Source organism: Modicisalibacter radicis (assembly GCF_900961225.1).
Classification (GTDB): domain Bacteria; phylum Pseudomonadota; class Gammaproteobacteria; order Pseudomonadales; family Halomonadaceae; genus Modicisalibacter.
The window spans coordinates 232,560-250,733 of record NZ_CAAHFN010000076.1 but is presented as its reverse complement, the minus strand read 5'-3'; the positions used below and the strand labels follow the sequence as shown (position 1 = coordinate 250,733).

The 18,174-nt window shown below is 59.3% G+C and carries 16 protein-coding genes and 1 pseudogene; 7 read left to right on the top strand and 10 right to left on the bottom strand.

Annotated features, from left to right (window positions below):
- Window positions 1-467: 467 nt before the first annotated feature.
- The 4 genes from HR9077_RS15190 (at window position 468) to HR9077_RS15175 (ending at window position 3,317) form a co-directional block, all read left to right on the top strand.
- On the top strand, window positions 468-1,091 hold the full coding sequence (locus HR9077_RS15190) for a SagB/ThcOx family dehydrogenase (protein ID WP_136067830.1): 624 nt from the start codon (window positions 468-470) through the stop codon (window positions 1,089-1,091).
- A gap of 109 nt (window positions 1,092-1,200) precedes the next feature.
- A complete protein-coding gene (locus HR9077_RS15185; RefSeq protein ID WP_136067829.1) occupies window positions 1,201-1,836 on the top strand; it encodes a LysE family translocator in 636 nt (211 codons plus the stop codon).
- Between the two features lie 153 nt (window positions 1,837-1,989).
- Window positions 1,990-2,316 carry a VOC family protein gene (locus HR9077_RS15180; RefSeq protein WP_136067828.1) on the top strand — a complete coding sequence of 109 codons (327 nt, stop codon included), beginning with the start codon at window positions 1,990-1,992 and terminating at the stop codon, window positions 2,314-2,316.
- Window positions 2,317-2,411: 95 nt separating this feature from the next.
- The gene (locus HR9077_RS15175) at window positions 2,412-3,317 is read left to right on the top strand and encodes an alpha/beta fold hydrolase (RefSeq protein ID WP_136067827.1); all 906 of its coding nucleotides are present in this window, start codon (window positions 2,412-2,414) and stop codon (window positions 3,315-3,317) included.
- A gap of 879 nt (window positions 3,318-4,196) precedes the next feature.
- Here HR9077_RS15175 and HR9077_RS15170 read toward each other — a convergent pair.
- A pseudogene (locus HR9077_RS15170) lies at window positions 4,197-4,415 on the bottom strand (IS3 family transposase); the annotation flags it as partial.
- A 10-nt stretch (window positions 4,416-4,425) separates the two neighbouring features.
- A complete protein-coding gene (locus HR9077_RS15165) occupies window positions 4,426-5,322 on the bottom strand; it encodes a LysR family transcriptional regulator (protein ID WP_210725937.1) in 897 nt (298 codons plus the stop codon).
- Between the two features lie 115 nt (window positions 5,323-5,437).
- Here HR9077_RS15165 and HR9077_RS15160 point away from each other — a divergent pair, with 115 nt between their 5' ends.
- Complete coding sequence (locus HR9077_RS15160) at window positions 5,438-6,319, top strand: SDR family oxidoreductase (RefSeq protein WP_136067826.1); 882 nt, start codon at window positions 5,438-5,440, stop codon at window positions 6,317-6,319.
- A 506-nt stretch (window positions 6,320-6,825) separates the two neighbouring features.
- Here HR9077_RS15160 and HR9077_RS15155 read toward each other — a convergent pair.
- The 8 genes from HR9077_RS15155 to HR9077_RS15120 all read right to left on the bottom strand — a co-directional run bounded on the left by HR9077_RS15155 (window position 6,826) and on the right by HR9077_RS15120 (window position 16,829).
- Entirely contained in the window at window positions 6,826-7,764 is a 939-nt protein-coding gene (locus HR9077_RS15155) for an alpha/beta fold hydrolase (protein ID WP_136067825.1), read from the bottom strand.
- A 31-nt stretch (window positions 7,765-7,795) separates the two neighbouring features.
- On the bottom strand, window positions 7,796-9,019 hold the full coding sequence (locus HR9077_RS15150; protein WP_210725936.1) for an MFS transporter: 1,224 nt from the start codon (window positions 9,017-9,019) through the stop codon (window positions 7,796-7,798).
- 46 nt (window positions 9,020-9,065) lie between these two features.
- Window positions 9,066-9,707: a TetR/AcrR family transcriptional regulator gene (locus tag HR9077_RS15145; protein WP_210725935.1), complete on the bottom strand. Its 642-nt coding sequence runs from the start codon at window positions 9,705-9,707 to the stop codon at window positions 9,066-9,068.
- Between the two features lie 301 nt (window positions 9,708-10,008).
- Window positions 10,009-10,908 carry a hydroxymethylglutaryl-CoA lyase gene (locus HR9077_RS15140; RefSeq protein WP_136067824.1) on the bottom strand — a complete coding sequence of 300 codons (900 nt, stop codon included), beginning with the start codon at window positions 10,906-10,908 and terminating at the stop codon, window positions 10,009-10,011.
- Entirely contained in the window at window positions 10,908-12,971 is a 2,064-nt protein-coding gene (locus HR9077_RS15135; protein ID WP_136067823.1) for an acetyl/propionyl/methylcrotonyl-CoA carboxylase subunit alpha, read from the bottom strand. Before HR9077_RS15135 ends, HR9077_RS15140 begins: the two co-directional genes overlap by 1 nt.
- Window positions 12,968-13,816: an enoyl-CoA hydratase-related protein gene (locus HR9077_RS15130; protein ID WP_136067822.1), complete on the bottom strand. Its 849-nt coding sequence runs from the start codon at window positions 13,814-13,816 to the stop codon at window positions 12,968-12,970. Before HR9077_RS15130 ends, HR9077_RS15135 begins: the two co-directional genes overlap by 4 nt.
- Before the next feature lie 136 nt (window positions 13,817-13,952).
- Window positions 13,953-15,560, bottom strand: a complete 1,608-nt coding sequence (locus tag HR9077_RS15125) for a carboxyl transferase domain-containing protein (protein WP_136067821.1) — start codon at window positions 15,558-15,560, stop codon at window positions 13,953-13,955.
- 99 nt (window positions 15,561-15,659) lie between these two features.
- Window positions 15,660-16,829 (bottom strand): isovaleryl-CoA dehydrogenase, encoded by a 1,170-nt coding sequence (locus HR9077_RS15120; RefSeq protein WP_136067820.1) that lies wholly within the window; start codon window positions 16,827-16,829, stop codon window positions 15,660-15,662.
- Between the two features lie 249 nt (window positions 16,830-17,078).
- Here HR9077_RS15120 and HR9077_RS15115 point away from each other — a divergent pair, with 249 nt between their 5' ends.
- Together HR9077_RS15115 and HR9077_RS15110 are read left to right on the top strand one after the other, a co-directional pair.
- The gene (locus HR9077_RS15115) at window positions 17,079-17,279 is read left to right on the top strand and encodes a hypothetical protein (RefSeq protein ID WP_136067819.1); all 201 of its coding nucleotides are present in this window, start codon (window positions 17,079-17,081) and stop codon (window positions 17,277-17,279) included.
- A 104-nt stretch (window positions 17,280-17,383) separates the two neighbouring features.
- On the top strand, window positions 17,384-18,151 hold the full coding sequence (locus HR9077_RS15110) for an AraC family transcriptional regulator (protein WP_136067818.1): 768 nt from the start codon (window positions 17,384-17,386) through the stop codon (window positions 18,149-18,151).
- Window positions 18,152-18,174: the final 23 nt, after the last annotated feature.

The following is an 18,174-nucleotide window of genomic DNA, read 5'->3' as shown; positions in this document are numbered from 1 at the left end:
GAGATAGAGGGCATCAGGGGGCATAATCTAGGTCCCAGGCTATACCGCCTCAGGGTTTGTGGATGCTCACCCTGATGCCAGAGCCTGCTGGTAGCTAATCAACAGGCCCGGAGAGACACAAGGGTTTTGTTTCGTCAAGGAGAAACACCGCGACGGGCCTCTGCACTATTCATCGCAAGATGCCGGCTTTGTGTTTGAACTTTACCCATTGGCGGAGATTTAGGAAGCGGGCAACTCCAGGATAGGTTTCTCGGCAAAAGACATACAGCAGGTTCTCTCCCGAGTGGCAATTACGAGTCAGCATGAATTCGATGGCAAGCAGATTTACGTCGTTCGAGATCCTGATGGAAGAAAGGTCGAGCTTAGGGAACAATGACCATACAATACGCGTCACACGGATGCTCTTGTCTCCGCTTCGCTACGTCAAGGCCACCGGCGCGCTCTGCGCATGAATAGGGAGTAAATGCATGGTTTTCGAGCTACCTGCACCGGGATTGCAAAGCTCTGAGTCATTGGTTGGCTGTATTGAGTCTCGGCGTAGCTCAAGAGAATATTCGAAGGCACCCCTACCTTTAGGTGTTTTGTCCCAATTGCTTTGGTCGGCTCAAGGCGTAACTGGTGCCGAACAGAAAAGATCCACTCCATCGGCGGGAGGGTTATACCCGCTGCATCTAAAAATTGTGGTGCAGCGGGTATCGGAACTTGAGCCCGGTACTTATGAGTATGACGCTGATAGCCATTCGTTGAAGCTAGTCGGTGGCTGTATTCCGGAAGGGGCAATGCACGAGCTAGGGATTGGTAATCAACCGTGGTTGAAAGACGCGGCCGTTGTCATCGGAGTTACAGCGAAACTTGGAGATGCGGTTCGGAATTTTGAGCATCAGCCACCCCAGGGAGAGCGCGGTGCTTGCTATGTGTATATGGAAACTGGTGCTTTAGCACAAAATGTCTATTTACAGAGCACTGCTTTGGGCGTTGGTTGCGTTCTCGTTGCAGGGTTTGATGATTCAAGGGTGAAGAAGGTATTGAGATTGCCTTCGGAGTTGGAACCTACAGCGCTGCTGTGTATCGGGAAACTGCGGGATGCCTAGCAGCGCATAACTATGGAATCAAAGAACACCTTGATCCGATCAAGGCTCAGCTCTCTGAGCTCTGGCTCCAAAGTTTTAAGCTACCCCCTGAATATGATGGAGGTTCAGCATGTTCGACTACTCAATGGTCCATTGGATGACGTTTTTATCTGCGGCGGTTCTTCTAAATATTTCTCCAGGCCCAGATATGGCTTTTATTTTAGGGCAGACACTGCGCAGCGGTCGTCGATGCGGGGTTGCTGCGATGCTAGGTATCTGGTCAGGTGCGTCGTTGCATGTAGTTATGGCGGCGGTAGGACTGTCGGCAATCCTTGCCACATCAGCTTTGGCATTTTCAGTGGTCAAGTGGGTTGGGGCTACATATTTGATATGGTTGGGCATCAAGATGCTTCGTTCGCAAGGTGCTTCATTTTTATCTAATAACGAAGGTGACAGTTTACGGATGCAGTCGGTCTATTGGCAGGGAGTTCTTGTTTCTGCTCTCAACCCGAAAGTAGCTGTATTTTTCCTCGCTTTCTTGCCACAGTTCGTCGTCGACGGTGCTGGCCCTGCCGGTGCTCAGCTATTACTTCATGGAAGTTTGATCATTGTTGTCGCGGCTTTTATAGAACCTCCTTTGGTTGTTGCGGGTTCGAAATTGGGTGCTTTCTTGAAGAAAAATAAGCGCGTTGGGTTATGGATAGATCGAAGCCTTGGGGCCTTGTTTATTGCCCTGGGAGCGCGCCTCGCGGCTAGTACGAAATAAAGCCATGGTGGCCGAGACGAATTATACCATCAACCATATGATCAGGCCTTGCGCCGAATGCCAAAATCTTCGCTCTGCTGCGAGTTTGTCATCGGTGATGGCGGGTGTCATGCCTTTGGATGAGATTCGATACCGGAATCGAGTTTGCTTTTAATGAGAGTTTCCGATCTGGAAAGCTCAAGAGCTTGGTACGAGCATCTCGGTTTGGAGTTTTCTGAAGAGCGGCATGATGACGGACCTGTCCATTATGCGGCAGCGGAGGCCAATTTTGTCTTCGAGCCATATCCGGAATCGGCATCCAATCCCGTGTCATCGGCTGTAAGACTAGGTTTCTGTGTGCAAGATGTGTGTGCGATCGTTGATGCCAAGACACCACTTGGTTCGGTAGCGGTTGAACCGGATCTGAGCTCTGGTCGACTCCACGCTGTTCTGGTAGACCCGGAGGGCATTAAGGTGGAAATAAATGAAGCCAAGACATAAGATGGCGCTCAATGTGACTGGGTTACGCTTCGCTCCACCCAGCACCTCAGCTCCGCGTTCAGCAGTCACGGGTAGAAGTATGGAAGGAGTTTCGAATGCCAGAGAAATTTGTAAAATTGGACTGCAGATCGCTCTGGAGTGAGTCAGTTGGCCCAGGCCCAGCGGAAACAATTCTCCTGATTTCTGGTGCAAACGCATCTGCTCTGATGTGGCCGGATGACTTTGTCGAACTGCTAAGTTCCAAGGGGTATCGCGTGATTCGTTATGATCATCGGGATACCGGGCGTTCTACCTTTATTGGATTTGATGAAGCTCCTTATACCGTCGAGGAGATGGCAGCAGATGCAATGTCCGTCCTTGATGCTTGGGGAGTGGATAAAGCCCACGTTGTGGGTTTATCGCTAGGTGCGACGTTAGGCCAGGTTTTGGCACTTGATCATCCTGAGCGACTTTATAGCCTCACGCTCATGTGTGGAGCAGCACTGGACGTAGACTTTGTTGGCAATATTGCTCGTACCTTTTCAGGTGAGAGATCTACAAATGAACTCCCTCTACCCAATAGGGAAGTATTGGAAGCACTTTCGCAGCGTGCCAAACCATCCAACACGATGGAAGAAGAGCTAGATCGCCGTGTCAAAGAATGGAGCCTGCTATCAGGGAATAGGCTCGAATTTGACAAGTCAGATTTTCGGCTGCGTGAGCAACGCTGTATAGAGCACGCAGGTACTTGGGTACAGCCCGGAAATCACGCAATGGCAACCCCAGTATCGCTATCGCGGGGAAAAGAGTTAAGAAGGGTGCACGTTCCGATCCTCGTGATTCAGGGTTCTGAGGACCCGCTTAACCCACCGCCGCATGGAAAACATATTGCAGGTATGTTGCCAAATGGGCAATTAGTAGAAATTGAAGGGCTTGGCCACTGTCTGCCGAAAGCGCTCCTGCCCATACTGGCGGATGAAATCAGTAGCCATGCAGTCGACGCTCGCACCTCGCGCGCCTGATGGCGGCGCTATACAATCGGGGAAACTTTTGTGTTAAACATCGAAGCTTTTGAGGCGATCGAGAATGAATCAAAGATAATTGAAGGTCTTGAATTAGACGGGTGTGTCTGCGTACACGGAATGAGAACAAATGTAAGAGATCTTCTCGGCCGAATCTGCGATTATTTGAACAGTGGTTGTGAGAGTGAAGAGGAAGACTATCTTCGAGGCGATTACAATCACCCATATGCTCAGGTTGGTTTCGCATACCACAAAAAATTCAGTTATAGTGAGGCAAAAATAATGGCGATAGAGGCGTACGAGCGCACAAATATATAATGCATGTTAGGCAATGCAATCGGTTCCGCAACCGGGATCCGAGGTTCCAGAATGAGAAAACCGAGTATGGAAAACGTCACCAAAACTGGCTGGAAGAAGGCCATTCTTGACAGTGAATTCCAGTTCGATCCGGTGACTCTCAGATGTCTCTGCCAGGCAGGCGAAAGCCTCACCTGTCGCAGCCAGCGGGAAACCGAGGATGCAAGATCCGGGTGTACTTCGAAGGGCGTGATTGTTCCAATGCCGCCACTGCCCGAAGAAGCGCCGGTGCATGCAGGATCCCTCCTCGGCAGACCATCGCAATGGCTCGGGGCGCCAAGTCTTTTTCACGATCGAGAACAAACAAACGTCTGCCGAACTACACTGATTGGGTGAAACACCGGGTGGATAGCCCAAAAGGTAAGGTCATCTATCGCTTTGTTTGAAAATGATGCCTTGCTAACCTTTCCACCATCAGGCTTGAAGAGGTTGTCATGGCAGGACGTTACGAGATTTTCGATCAGGGGTGGGCATTGATTGAAGATATCGTTTTGATCTTACCCAGCACTCGTGGACATCGATCTAAGCGATCATTCGATCCTCGAAGGCCTCTGGGCTGATCATCCCAATCGCACTGTGCCGGCGTTGTCGGTTGTAGTCCATCTCGATGTACTCGAACACGTGCCGTCGCATGACGTCCCGTGTCTCGAATTGCTCGCCATGGATCGCTTCAACCTTGAGACTACGAAAGAAGCTCTCGGCACAGGCGTTGTCGCAGCAGTTGCCCTTGGCACTCATGCTGCACTTAGGGCTACGCACCCACATACGCAGCGAGCTCCTCGGGCCCACCCGAGGGAAACACTTCTTTTAGAAATTCCAGAAAAGCCGAAACACGGGCATTGAGCAGCCGGCGTGACGGATAGAGCGCCCATAGGGCGATTTCGGGGCCTTCGACGTCGCCCCAGCATAAGAGTCGTCCAGCGTCCAGATCCTGACTGACCAGTGAAACCGGAAGCAGGCCGGCGCCGGCACCGGCACGCACCGCATCGCGAACCATGATCATCGACGAAAGATGAAGCACTGGGTTCACTGCCAGGCGCTCTTTCCTGCCAGCCGTGTTTAAATCCCATGCAGACGTCTGCTGGCTGGACCCTCGGATAACAGCCGGTACCGCTTGATTTGCAGAGGGTCGTATCAAGTCGGGGCTGGCCACCACCACCAATCGATCCCGCAGAAATTTGCGCCCGTAAAGGTTTTCATCGGTGTCGGGATTCACTCGAATCACTAGGTCATAACCTTCATCAACCATATCGACAGGCCGATCTTCTGTAGTCACCTCAAGTTGCACATCCGGATACTTCGCGGCGAACTCGGCAGCGAGCTTGCCCATTGCCAGTTGGCAGAACAGCAGTGGCGCACTGATGCGCAAGCGGCCTGAAGGCCGGGCTGCGCCCGAAGCAATTGAATTGACGGTCTCATCCAACTCGGTAAGCAAGGTTCTGGTTCGCTCGTAAAGTGCCATTCCCTCCTGAGTCAGCCTGAGTTTGTGAGCTCCACGCTCGAAAAGCCTCAGTTGAAGGCTGCCCTCCATCTCGGAAACCCGACGGGACAAGGTTGCCTTCGAGCGTCCAGTCGCCCGTGCGGCTCGACCAAACCCGCCATGGAGGGCAACCAGGTTGAAATCAGCGAGAGCAAGCAGATCCATCATGTTCCACCAGTAAGACAGTCTGTCTATATATAGCATCTATCGGGCCACAAATGAAACAAATAGAGTGGGAGTCGTCAATAAGACAGAACCTTAACCCTTATCAGGAGTACACCTCATGACTATTCTCGTAATTGGAGCCACTGGCCGTGTCGGCCACCACGTCGTAGATCAGCTCGTCAATCGTGGCGCCGAAGTGCGCGTGTTGACCCGTGACCCGTCAAAGAACGCGTTCCCGGATGGCGTGGAAGTCGCGAAAGGTGATTTGCTCGACATTGACTCGCTGCGCCACGCTTTTAGCGGCATCACTAGCCTGTTTCTCCTCAACGCGGTGACTGGCGACGAATTCACACAGGCCCTCATCACTTTGAATATTGCTCGCGAGGCGGGGGTTGAACGCGTCGTCTACCTGTCGGTATTTGACGCCGATAAAGCTGTCAATGTGCCTCATTTTGCGGTGAAGTACGGCGCTGAGCGTATGCTTGAGAAGATGGGTTTCAGTGCGACCATCCTGCGGCCGGCCTACTTTATCGATAATGAGAAAATGATTAAGGAGGTGATCTTCAACTATAGCGTTTACCCGATGCCGATCGGTGGCAAGGGTGTTGCCATGGTCGACGTCCGCGATATCGCCGAAGTTGCCGCGATCGAATTGATCCGTCGCGATCAGGCCCCGGAAAAATTGCCTAATGACACCATTAATATGGTCGGTCCTGACACGCTTACGGGTTCAGGGGTGGCCGAAATCTGGTCGGAAATTATCGGCCGTCCAGTTAACTATGGTGGCGACGATCCCAGCGAATTCGAGCAGAACATGGCGACCTTCATGCCGAAATGGACCGCCTATGAAATGCGCCTGATGGCCGAACGCTATGTCAGCGACGGCATGATCCCCCAGTCTGGCGATGTCGAGCGCCTGACCCGAATTCTCGGCCGACCGTTGCACAGCTATCGCAGATTTGCAGAGACCCTCTTCTCTGAGACGACCGAAAAGGCTTGATTGTGGCAGTTAACGACTAAGCTTGAATATCAAGGAATCTTCCTGTTTGAACGAACATTCTCGACTGCAAGAAAGTGTAGTAACACTTTCTTGCAGCCCAACCAAACCCCTCAGAACAACACACAGATAACGATATGAGTCCGCATTGGGATACAATGGTGGGCTTTCATCGTTCCTTCGGTCTGACTTTCTCTCCAGAAACCGGTCCATCGGCAATGTGAAATTTCTGCTACGTTGGCCTGATAGCGGTCGTGGATCGCTGCATGCACATAGCAGCGATTGAGCGAGATACAGATCTGACCGAAGTTGCGAAACTTGGAACCGATATCGGCAGCGTCGAAACCGATGGCCCAATCACCAACGCTTACAACGAGTCGAACAATTGATCGGCCAAGAATAGGAAGCGTGATGACCGGGGCTACTCATTCGAGGTGATATTATGGCCCTCGTCTAAATCCCCAAGCACAAGAGAAATCGCCAAAGGCCAAGGAGACCCAAATTCTAGGCTAACCGACGAAAAAGGTGGTCAATTGTTCGGTTACTATGCCGGGCGCCTCTTCCGGTATGTAATGGCCACAAGCATCGATCGTTCCACCGCTGACCTCGCCGGCAATGCTTTTGAGGGTGTCCAACAGTACGTTACCAACACCACCGCTAGCGCCCCACGCCAATAGCGGGATGCTCAGTTGTCGCGTCCCGCGCTCCCGGTTCTGCGCTATGCCGCCTTCGTTGAACAGGGCCCGGTAGTAATCAAAGCCGGCCCGAGCGGCGCCCGGCGCACTGAAAACTCGCGTGTATTCGTCCAGATCGGCAGGCGTAATCGCTGATCGGTTAAGCATCTTTGACGTGAACAGCCAGTCCAGATAGAGCTTCTCACGACCCTGGACGAGCAACTCCGGTAGATCTGTGAGCCGATTGAACCCGAAGTGCCAAGTCCGAACATTGACCTCTTCCGAGGGACTGCCTCCGGGCCCCGCAGGGGTAATACCAGGCAAGGCGGCGTCATAAAGGGCTAGGCGTCCGATGTCATCCGGCCAATCGGCTGCCCAGGCGTAGCCAATCCACGCGCCGACATCATGGCCGGCCACATCCAGAGGTCCATCGGACAGAAGCCCTAGATGCTCGACGAAGCAGTGAAGATCCTTCGCCACGGTAGCCAAGTCGTAACCATGGGCGGGTTTATCGGAGTCACCCAGACCCCGTGGATCAAGAGCGATGACTCGCCGTCCTGCTGCTACTAGTGCCGGCATGACGTAGCGCCATGCGTACCAGCTTTGCGGCCAACCGGGGATCAGTAGCAGAGGCTTACCGGAGCCACCCTCGACATAGTGCAGCTTGATGTCCCCGATCTGGACATGACGATGGCGGAAGTGTTGCCAAAACTCAGAGAGTTCCATATTACGGGGCTCACTAATAGCGGGATCGGTAGAAGAAATAGTACTCATGACAGTCTCCCTTTGAGATGGAATGTGCCAGTCAGATGGCAACCGAGGGTTTGATGCGACGCATCTTCAGTACGGCCACGGCAGCTATCGACAACAGCATGACCAGAACTGAGAATGTGATACCTGCTGCACGCAGGCCTATGTATTCGATAGCTATACCCAGGCCCAGGACCGGCACGGCTACCGCGAGATAAACGACGACAAAGAGCAATGAGGTGATTTCGGCTCTCTTGCCTGCTGGACTGGCGGCAGTGACGGCCACGATGCTGGCCGCGAAGATCGCTCCCTGCCCCAAACCGGACGCGATGGCACCGATAATGAGAAGTACTATGGAATTAGCGATCAGGGACACGGCCAGCAAACCGGCCCCCAGAACCAGCACGCCACAGGCCAGAGGCAATCGCACCTCATCGGCGAGTCGACGCTGAAGGAACTGTCCGCCCAGCGAAGCCACGAAGACGATGAAGATCAGGCCACCCACTGCAGCACGGTTGGAAATGCCGACGACCTTGCCAAGAATCGCCGGCTCCAGTGATGTCAGCAGTCCTAGTAAGGCAAAACCAGCGAAGCAGGCGATGGCAGCCGGGACGAACGCCGTTCGTACGCTTGTTGGCAACCCCAGGCCTTGGGGACGCAGATTAGGGTTAGACGGTCGCGTGACGGTTTCAGGACATTGGGAAAGAAGCGCACCGGCCACCACCAACAAAAACAGGTATACCAGATACGCAAGGTGCAACGGTCCTGGCAGGTATTGCGAAATCGCCCCACTCAAGAGAGGGCCAAGGCCCAGTCCTCCCATATTTGCCGCGGCGGCCATCATCGCCGCAAATGTCTTTTGACTGTCAGGCGCCAATTCGATGACTGCAATCGTCGCCGTAGCCGTGAAAAAACCGGCGGACAGTCCCGACAGCGCACGACCGAGCAGCAAAACCCACAGCGCTCCCCCGTACAGAAACAGCAGCGAACTGGCTGCCGCACACGCCAGGGCGGCATAAAGTATCGGCCGGCGCCCAATCTGATCGGACCACGGCCCAGTAACGAAGAGTGCGCCAAGCACACCAAAGGCGTAGGTCGCGAAGATCACGGCCACCATCAACTCGCTTATATTCAGATGCTGCTGATAAAGAGGGTAGAGAGGTGTTGGCAGCGTCGTGCCCGCCATACCAATGGCGAAGACCACCGCCATCACGATGAATCCATAGGTTCTGTGACTTGTTTGGAGCTGGTAACGCTTGATGTTTGGAGCGTTGTGCATGTGGCCACCAAAAAGGTAATGATCGTTTCCTAATAGGGCAAAAAAATTAATCGAGACTGCGCATGGCCTGTAGGACAATACCTTCGATTTCGGCCGCGTTCGCCCCGCGCTTGCCCAATACACGCATGCCTTCCACCATGCAAAGCAGGTAACGGGCCGACATCTCGACATCGAGATGATTCGGCAAGGACTCGTCCTGAACGCCCAGCTCTATGAAGCCAGCGAACAGGTGCTCGATACGCGAGAGGGCTTGGCGGAAGCGATGTGCCAATTTAGCATCGAATGTGTCGATATCAGTCAGTCCACCCAACACTAGGCAACCACGCCGGCCCTCAACGTCATGCGAGACATCACCGTAGCAGCGCAGGGTGGCCAATACTTTTTCGCGGCCAGTTTGCGCCGACTCAAGGTGGCGGGCGAGCTCCACTTCGCGTGACTGGATATAGCGATCCAATGCAGCTATGAAGATCGCTCGCTTGTCCTTGAATGCCTTGTACAGACTGCCGGCGGTTAGTCCCATGGCAGCACGCAAGTCCGAAATGGACGTAGCGTTGTACCCACGCTCGCGGAATACGATCAATGCGGCATCCAGTGCCTGGTCTATATCGAACTCACGTGGCCGCCCTCTGGGGCTTTTTTTCGCATTGATGATTGGTGTATTCATAGTCAAATTATAGGTAACGATCATTTCCTAAGTCAAGGTTGGCGATCTTCGCGCTTGGACCTTACCGTCTATATGGATGGGCTCAGAGAAGACCCGTCGTATGCGCCCAGTGAATACACCTTCCAATCAGGCTCCAGGGCGCGCCACGGCTGCGCGCGAGCGGCCTTCGCAGAATGCGTGACTGATGAGGGACCATGCATTTTACGCGCTCTCGAGCGGCCGATCAGACGAGACAGGTTCAAGCGCGGCCACGCCCGAGCCAATAGACCAAAGCGCTACTGCGCCTCGGTTGGCAACTGAGCATCGATTATTTCCAGCTGCGCACTTACTTGGCCGCCATTGCCACGCCCACCTTCGACCGGTTCGGGCGCCCAATAGCCTGGGTGACCCAGGTGCCGGTTCCTGCCAGCTTATTCAGGTCGATTCCCGTCTCGATACCCAGCCCATCCAGTAGATACACCACGTCCTCGCTGGCGACGTTGCCGGAGGCCCCTTTGGCATAGGGGCAGCCGCCAAGGCCGGCGACGGAGCTGTCGATGACCGAGATGCCTTCTTCCAGCACGGCATAGAGATTGGCGAGTGCCTGGCCGTAGGTGTCGTGGAAGTGGGCGGCGAGCTTGTCCATGGGGATCTCGCGGCTGACGGCTTCGATCATGCGCTTGGCCTTGAGCGGGGTGCCGGTGCCGATGGTGTCGCCGAGCGAGACCTCGTAGCAGCCCATGTCATACAGCGCCTTCGAGACGTCGGCGACCTTGGCCGGCGTGATCTCGCCTTCATAGGGGCAGCCGAGCACGCAGGAGACGTAACCGCGTACGCGGACGTTGGCGGCCTTGGCGCGTTTCAGTACCGGTTCGAAGCGTTGCAGCGATTCGGCGATCGAGCAGTTGATATTCTTCTGCGAGAAGGCCTCGCTGGCAGCGCCGAACACCGCGACTTCCTCGGCGCCGCATTCCAGTGCGGCTTCCAGCCCCTTTAGGTTAGGGGTGAGGGCGGAGTAGACCACGCCGGGCCGATGGGTGAGGCCGGTCATCACTTCGCGGTGATCGGCCATCTGCGGTACCCACCTGGGCGAGACGAAGCTGGCCGCCTCGATATGTCGGATGCCTGCCGCGCCGAGGCGATCGATCAGTTCCAGCTTGGTGGCGGTGTCGATCGGCTCGGGTTCGTTCTGCAGGCCGTCGCGGGGGCCGACTTCGACGACGCGTATCTGTTTGGGAAACGCCATCAGTGGTCTCCTGCCTGAAATTCCAGCAGTACGTCTCCTTGTCCCACTGTGTCGCCGGCGGCGAAGTGGAACGCTTCGACCGCACCGTCGGCGGGGGCGCTCAGGGTGTGCTCCATCTTCATCGCTTCCATCACCATCAACGGCGTGCCCTTGTCGACGCGCTGGCCGGGCTCGACCAGCAGCGCGACCACGGTGCCGTGCATCGGTGCGGTGAGGGTGGCGTCGACTTCGTGCTGGCCGTGGTCGACGGCGTCGAGTCGGCGCCAGGCGAGGCGTTTCTCGCCGTGGGCATCGGCGAGTACCAGCGTCTCGCCGTGGCTGTCGCGGTCGCGGCGCGCCAGCAGGCGGCGGCGATGGCCGTCGAGGGTCAGTGCGACGCCGTCGCCATCCAGGCGTTGCAGATTCCCGCTGAAGCGACGGTCGCGCACCGTCAGGCGCCAGTCGCCCCGGTTCGGTTCGCGTTCGGCGAGAACGGTGACGATCGCGGCAGTGTCGCGGCCGTGCGCCGGCGCGGCGAGGGCGATGCGCAGGCGGGCGGGGGCGTTGAGCCGCCAGCCGTCGCGGCGCTGCCAGGGCGAGTCATTGGCGGCCTCGCTGTGCAGGCAGTCCAGCGCGACCAGTGCGGCCCGTGCGTAATCGGCCTCGTCGAGCGCGGTCGGGGCGAACAGCGCCTGCTCGTGGTGCTCGATGAAGCGGGTAGTGAGTTCGGCCCCGGCGAACGCCGGGTGGCTCGCCAGGCGTTGCAGAAAGGCGCGGTTGGTGACGACGCCGCTGACATCCAGCGCGGCCAGCGCGCGGTTGAGCGTGGCCAGCGCCTGGGCGCGGTCGTAGCCGTGGACGATCAGCTTGGCGAGCATCGGGTCGTAGTGCATCGAGACCGCATCGCCGGCTTCGACGCCGCTGTCGAGGCGCACGCGTTCGGCGCCCAGCCCCGCACCGGTCAGGTCCAGCCCGAAGCGCACGAGCGTGCCCGTTGCCGGCAGGAAATCCTGCTCCGGGTCCTCGGCGTAGAGCCGCGCTTCGAAGGCGTGACCGCTGATGGTCAGTTCGCTTTGCTTCTTGGGTAGCGGCAGGCCGGCGGCGACGCGCAGCTGCCACTCGACCAGGTCCTCGCCGGTGATCATCTCTGTGACCGGGTGCTCGACCTGCAGGCGGGTGTTCATCTCCATGAAGTAGAAAGCACCATCCTGACCCTGTGAAGGGTCCAAAAGAAACTCGACGGTGCCGGCACCCACGTAGCCGATCTCCTGGGCGGCGCGCACCGCGGCGTCACCCATCTCGCGGCGCAGCGCCTCGCTCATCCCCGGCGCGGGTGCCTCTTCCAGCACCTTCTGATGCCGGCGCTGCACCGAGCAGTCGCGCTCGAACAGGTAGACGCCGTTGCCCTGGCTGTCGCAGAACACCTGGACCTCGACGTGGCGCGGCTGGGTCAGGTATTTCTCGATCAGCATGCGGTCGTCGTTGAAGGCGGCCTGCGACTCGCGCCGGCAGCCGTCCAGCGCGGTCTGGAAATCGGCGCCGCGTTCGACCACGCGCATGCCCTTGCCACCGCCGCCGGCACTGGCCTTGAGCAGCACCGGGTAGCCGATGCGTTCGGCCTCGGCCTGCAAATGCGCGTCCGCCTGGTCGTCGCCATGGTAGCCGGGCACCAGCGGCACGCCGGCGGCATCCATGCGCGCCTTGGCGGCGGACTTGTCGCCCATCGCGGCGATGGCGCTGGCCGGCGGGCCGACGAAGACGATGCTGGCCGTCTCGCAGGCGGCGACAAAGTTGGCGTTCTCGGAAAGGAAGCCGTAGCCCGGGTGGATGGCGTCGGCGCCGGTGCGCCGGGCGGCGTCGATGACCGCTTCGACGTTCAGGTAACTGTCGCGGGCGGCGGCGGGGCCGATGCGTATTGCTTCGTCGGCTTCGCGCACGTGACGCGCCAGGGCGTCGGCATCGGAATACACCGCCACGCTGGCGAGCCCCAGGCGGCGCGCGGTGCGGATCACCCGACAGGCGATCTCGCCGCGATTGGCGATCAGCAGTTTGTTCAGCGCTCGCGGTGCGTTGGCCAGGCTCATGAGCGCGGCTCCTTGTCATGGCTGTCGTCGCTGGGGTCGCCGCCGCGCTGCCAGGCGGGGGCGCGCTTGTCGAAGAAGGCGGCCAGGCCTTCCTGACCCTCGTCGCTGACGCGCAGCTCGCTGATGGTGCGACAGCAGCGCTCGCAGGTGGCGTTCGAGTCCGGCTCGCGGGCTACCTCGGCGAGCAGGGCCTTGGTGGCACGGCTGGCCTGGGGCGAGGCGTCGAGCAGGGTGTCGACGTAAACTGCCACCCGCTCGTCGAGTTCCTGCTTGCCGGTCACTTCATGGACCAGCCCCAGTGTCTGGGCGGTAGTCACGTCCATGACCTCGGCGGTCAGTGCGTAGCGGCGCATCTGACGCTGGCCGATGGCGCGCAGCACGTAGGGGCTGATCACCGCCGGCGACAGGCCGATCCTGACCTCGGAGAGGCAGAAGCGCGCCGCCTCGGAGGCGATCACCAGGTCGCAGCAGGCGGCCAGACCCACCGCGCCACCGTAGGCCGCGCCTTGCACCCGGCAGACCGTGGGGCAGGGCAGGGTGTCGAGGCGTTGCATCAGCCGCGACAACTGGCGGGAATCATCGAGGTTGGCGTCGAAGCCGTAGTCGACCATGCGCTTCATCCAGTTCAGGTCGGCCCCGGCGGAGAAGTGCTTGCCCTCGGAGCCCAGCACAACCACGCGCACCTCGCCACGCTCGGCGGCGTCATGCAGGCGGTCGAGGTGCGCGTTGAGCTCGCCGATCAGCGCGTCGTCGAAGGCGTTGTGCACGTCGGGCTTGTCGAGCGTCAGCCAGGCGACGCCGCGGGGATCGATCCGAAGCTTTGCAAAGCTTGTTGTGTCTGTCATATACAGCGGCCTCATCGGTAAAGCTGTAAGCCGTAAGCTTTAAGCTGTAAGAACCCCAGTTAGGCCTTCGAAGCGTGCGGCGGAAACTTCCAGCTTACAGCTTCAAGCTTATAGCTCCCCTTGCGCAGCAAGGGGCTCACATCCGGAACACGCCGAACTTCGTATCTTCGATCTCGGCATTCATCGCCGCGCTCAACGCCAGGCCCAGCACGTCGCGGGTCTGTAGCGGGTCGATCACGCCGTCGTCCCATAGCCGCGCGCTGGCATAAAACGGGTGGCCCTGGTGTTCGTACTGGTCGCGAATCGGCGCCTTGAAGGCGGCCTCGTCGTCGGCGCTCCAATCTTCATCGCTTCGCTCGAACTGCTCGCGCTTGACCTGGGCCAGCACATTGGCGGCCTGGTCGCCGCCCATCACCGAAATGCGCGCGTTTGGCCACATGAACAGCAGGTTGGGTTCATAGGCGCGCCCGCACATGCCGTAGTTGCCGGCACCGAAGCTGCCGCCGATCAGCACCGTGAACTTGGGCACCCTGGCGCAGGCCACCGCGGTGACCAGCTTGGCGCCGTGCTTGGCGATGCCTTGCTGCTCGTACTTGGAGCCGACCATGAAGCCGGTGATGTTCTGCAGGAACACCAGCGGGATCTTGCGTTGGGCGCACAGTTCGATGAAATGCGCGCCTTTCTGCGCCGACTCCGAGAACAGCACGCCGTTGTTGGCGACGATGCCCACCGGGTGGCCGTGCAGGTGGGCGAAGCCGGTGACCAGGGTGTCGCCGTAGTAGCGCTTGAACTCATCGAAGTCGGAATCGTCGACCAGCCGCGCGATCACCTCGCGCACGTCATAGGGTTTCTTGAGGTCGGTACCCACGATGCCGTAAATCTCTTCGGGATCGAGGCGCGGCGACCTGGATTCCCGCATCGCCAGCTCGCCGTGCTTGCGCCAGTTCAGCCGCGACACCGCACGGCGCGCCAGTTGCAGGGCGTGGGCGTCGTTGTCGGCGTAGTGGTCGGCGACGCCGCTGATCTTGGCGTGCACGTCGGCGCCGCCCAGATCCTCGGCGCTGATCGTCTCGCCGGTGGCGGCCTTCACCAGCGGCGGGCCGCCGAGGAAGATGGTGCCCTGGTTGCGCACGATGATCGATTCGTCGGCCATCGCCGGCACGTAGGCGCCGCCGGCGGTGCACGAGCCCATCACCACGGCGATCTGCGGGATGCCCTCGGCGGAGAGCGTGGCCTGGTTGTAGAAGATGCGCCCGAAGTGGTCGCGGTCGGGGAATACCTCGTCCTGGTGGGGCAGGTGGGCGCCGCCGGAGTCGACCAGGTAGATGCACGGCAGGCGGTGCTTGCGGGCGATCTCCTGGGCGCGCAGGTGCTTCTTCACGGTCAGCGGAAAGTAGGTGCCACCCTTGACCGTGGCGTCGTTGGCGACGATCACGCACTCGACGCCGGAGACCCGGCCGATCCCCGCCACCACCCCGGCGGCCGGCACATCCGTGCCGTAGACCTCATGGGCGGCCAGCGCGCCGATCTCGAGAAACGCCGAGCCCTCGTCGAGCAGATGATCGATACGGTTGCGCACGAACAGCTTGCCGCGGGATTCGTGGCGTTCGCGGGCCTTGTCGCCGCCGCCCCGGGCGATGCGCGCGGTCAGTTCGCGCAGCTTGTCGACCTCGCCGCGCAATGCCTTGGCGTTGGTCTGAAAGGCCTCGCTGCGCGGGTTGATCTGGGTCTGCAAAATAGCCATTCATCTCTCCGAGATGAGCTATAAGCTATAAGCCGGAAGCTGTAAGAAAAACCTCAATGCAGTTACTTACAGCTTAAAACTTATGGCTTACCGCTGGGTTTACGCCGATTCATTGAAGATCTCGCGCCCGATCAGCATCCGTCGTATCTCGCTGGTTCCCGCGCCGATCTCGTAGAGCTTGGCGTCGCGCAGCAACCGCCCGGTGGGGTATTCATTGATATAGCCGTTGCCGCCGAGCAGCTGGATGGCGTCGAGCGCGACCTGGGTGGCCTTCTCGGCGCAATAGAGAATCACCCCGGCGGCGTCCTTGCGCGACGCCCGGCCCCGGTCGCAGGCACCGGCCACGGCATATAGATAGGCGCGGCAGGCGTTCAGCGTGGTGACCATGTCGGCGACCTTGCCCTGGACCAGCTGGAACTCGCCGATCGGCTGGTCGAACTGCCTGCGCTCGTGGATGTAGGGCACCACCACGTCCATCGCCGCCTGCATGATGCCGATGGGGCCAGCGGCGAGCACGGTGCGCTCGAAATCCAGCCCGCTCATCAGCACCTTGGCGCCGCGATTTTCCTCGCCGAGGATGTTCTCGGCGGGTACCTCGCAGTCCTCGAACACCAGCTCGCAGGTGTTGGAGCCGCGCATGCCCAGCTTGTCGAGCTTCTGCGCGGTGGAGAAGCCCGGGCAGTCGCGCTCGACGATGAAAGCGGTGATGCCCTTGGAGCCGGCGTCCGGGTCGGTCTTGGCGTAGACCACCAGCACGTGGGCGTCGGGGCCGTTGGTGATCCACATCTTGTTGCCGTTGAGCACGTACTTGTCGCCGCGCTTCTCGGCGCGCAGCTTCATCGACACCACGTCGGAGCCGGCGCCGGGCTCGGACATCGCCAGCGCGCCGACCTGCTCGCCGCTGATCAGCCCGGGCAGGTACCTGGCTTTCTGTTCGGCACTGCCGTTGAGCTTGATCTGGTTGACGCACAGGTTGGAATGCGCGCCGTAGGAGAGCCCCACCGAGGCGCTGGCCCGCGAGATCTCCTCCATGGCGATGCAGTGGGCGAGATAGCCCATGCCGCTGCCGCCGTCTTCTTCCGGGACGGTGATGCCGAGCAGGCCCATGTCGCCGAACTTGCGCCACAGGTCCTCGGGGAAGACGTTGTCGTGATCGATCTGCGCGGCACGCGGGGCGATCTCGTCGCGGGCGAAGGCGTTGACCTGATCGCGCAGCATGTCGAGGGTTTCATCGAGACCGAAATCCAGCGGCGAATAGGGGGCGTGCATGGTCGACTCCTGATGTCTCGGGGACGGCGTTGGCCGGCGCTCCGTTTCATTTTCAGCCAGCTTAGTTTTGGTTTACGTTAACGTAAAGTAGAGCTTTGGTCGCACCCCTGTCACTTCCGGTACTTCTTTCATAGCCGCTCGCTGTCGCCACTCTTTGTCGCCCTTCTGCGACTCCCGGTAACAGTGTGTTTGCGGATAAGCTGGCAGGCGCTTCTCATACGAACCCCGTACGAAAAAAGGGAGAACCTCATGCGACAGTGGATGCCCATGACCGCCGTCCTGCTGGCTGGATTGACCGTGGCCGGGTGCAGCTACACGCCGGCTCGAATCCATCCGGAACCGATCGTCGAGGTGGGTGACGGTCATCACGACCATGATCGTGATAGCGACCATGGGCAGGGGCACGGCAATTTCTGCCCGCCGGGTCAGGCCAAGAAGGGCAACTGCTAACACTCGGGCGTAGAACGTGGAATTTCCGTCGGCTTCTGTCACCGGGCCGGCGGGAGTATGGTTAAGCATTGGCCTCGGTCGACCACCCTGGAACCGGCAATGTCATGGCATTCTTCAATCTGCGCAGCTGCACGCTGACTCCGCAATACATCGCCCACGAGCATGTCTTTCACCAGCTGATCCTGGCGACGTCGGGCGTGACAGAACTGACCATCGAGGGCCGCGGCGAGCGGATCACCCGCGAGCGTGGCTGCCTGATTCCGTCCACCTACCACCATGAATACACCGGCGACGGCCAGAACCAGACCCTGGTGCTCGACGTGCCGCTGGACAATCTGGCGTTGACGTCGTGCGCCGGCGAGGTCGAGCGGCTGTTCGAGAGCCCGCGGTTCTTTACCGTTCCTCCCGAGCTTCACCGGCTGGCCGAGGGGCTTCTGCCCCAGGTCGCCATGCAGCCCGCGCTGCACGGCGAGATCGCCACGCTGATCCTGCGCGCGTTGTATCTCAATCTGCACGACGAGACGCTGGTGCCGGCTTCGGCATGCAGCGAGGGACGCGCGCGCATCGAACTGGCGCGCATCGAGAACTACGTCGATGCTCACCTGGGCGAGCCGATTCGCGTCGACGATCTCGCCGCGCTATGCGCCCTGAGCCCGGGGCATTTCCACGCCTGTTTCCGCGAATTGCTGGGCATGACCCCGCAGGCCTACGTCCAGCAGCGCCGCCTGGCCCATGCCCGCGGCTTGATCGAACGCACCTCGCGCTCGTTGGGCGCCATCGCCGCCGAGGTCGGCTTCCTCGATCAGGGCAGTTTCTCGCGTGCCTATCGGCGCACCTACGGGGTGCCGCCGTCGCTGCATCGGCGACACTGATTGCTGTATCTGGATACCGGTGC

Coding starts and splice junctions, on each gene's coding strand:
- HR9077_RS15155 (WP_136067825.1), bottom strand. CDS start 7,764: ATGAGTACTATTTCTTCTACCGATCCCGCTATTAGTGAGCCCCGTAAT.
- HR9077_RS15120 (WP_136067820.1), bottom strand. CDS start 16,829: ATGCACGCCCCCTATTCGCCGCTGGATTTCGGTCTCGATGAAACCCTC.
- HR9077_RS15150 (WP_210725936.1), bottom strand. CDS start 9,019: ATGCACAACGCTCCAAACATCAAGCGTTACCAGCTCCAAACAAGTCAC.
- HR9077_RS15175 (WP_136067827.1), top strand. CDS start 2,412: ATGCCAGAGAAATTTGTAAAATTGGACTGCAGATCGCTCTGGAGTGAG.
- HR9077_RS15160 (WP_136067826.1), top strand. CDS start 5,438: ATGACTATTCTCGTAATTGGAGCCACTGGCCGTGTCGGCCACCACGTC.
- HR9077_RS15125 (WP_136067821.1), bottom strand. CDS start 15,560: ATGGCTATTTTGCAGACCCAGATCAACCCGCGCAGCGAGGCCTTTCAG.
- HR9077_RS15180 (WP_136067828.1), top strand. CDS start 1,990: ATGAGAGTTTCCGATCTGGAAAGCTCAAGAGCTTGGTACGAGCATCTC.
- HR9077_RS15145 (WP_210725935.1), bottom strand. CDS start 9,707: ATGATCGTTACCTATAATTTGACTATGAATACACCAATCATCAATGCG.
- HR9077_RS15115 (WP_136067819.1), top strand. CDS start 17,079: ATGCGACAGTGGATGCCCATGACCGCCGTCCTGCTGGCTGGATTGACC.
- HR9077_RS15140 (WP_136067824.1), bottom strand. CDS start 10,908: ATGGCGTTTCCCAAACAGATACGCGTCGTCGAAGTCGGCCCCCGCGAC.
- HR9077_RS15110 (WP_136067818.1), top strand. CDS start 17,384: ATGGCATTCTTCAATCTGCGCAGCTGCACGCTGACTCCGCAATACATC.
- HR9077_RS15185 (WP_136067829.1), top strand. CDS start 1,201: ATGTTCGACTACTCAATGGTCCATTGGATGACGTTTTTATCTGCGGCG.
- HR9077_RS15130 (WP_136067822.1), bottom strand. CDS start 13,816: ATGACAGACACAACAAGCTTTGCAAAGCTTCGGATCGATCCCCGCGGC.
- HR9077_RS15165 (WP_210725937.1), bottom strand. CDS start 5,322: ATGATGGATCTGCTTGCTCTCGCTGATTTCAACCTGGTTGCCCTCCAT.
- HR9077_RS15190 (WP_136067830.1), top strand. CDS start 468: ATGGTTTTCGAGCTACCTGCACCGGGATTGCAAAGCTCTGAGTCATTG.
- HR9077_RS15135 (WP_136067823.1), bottom strand. CDS start 12,971: ATGAGCCTGGCCAACGCACCGCGAGCGCTGAACAAACTGCTGATCGCC.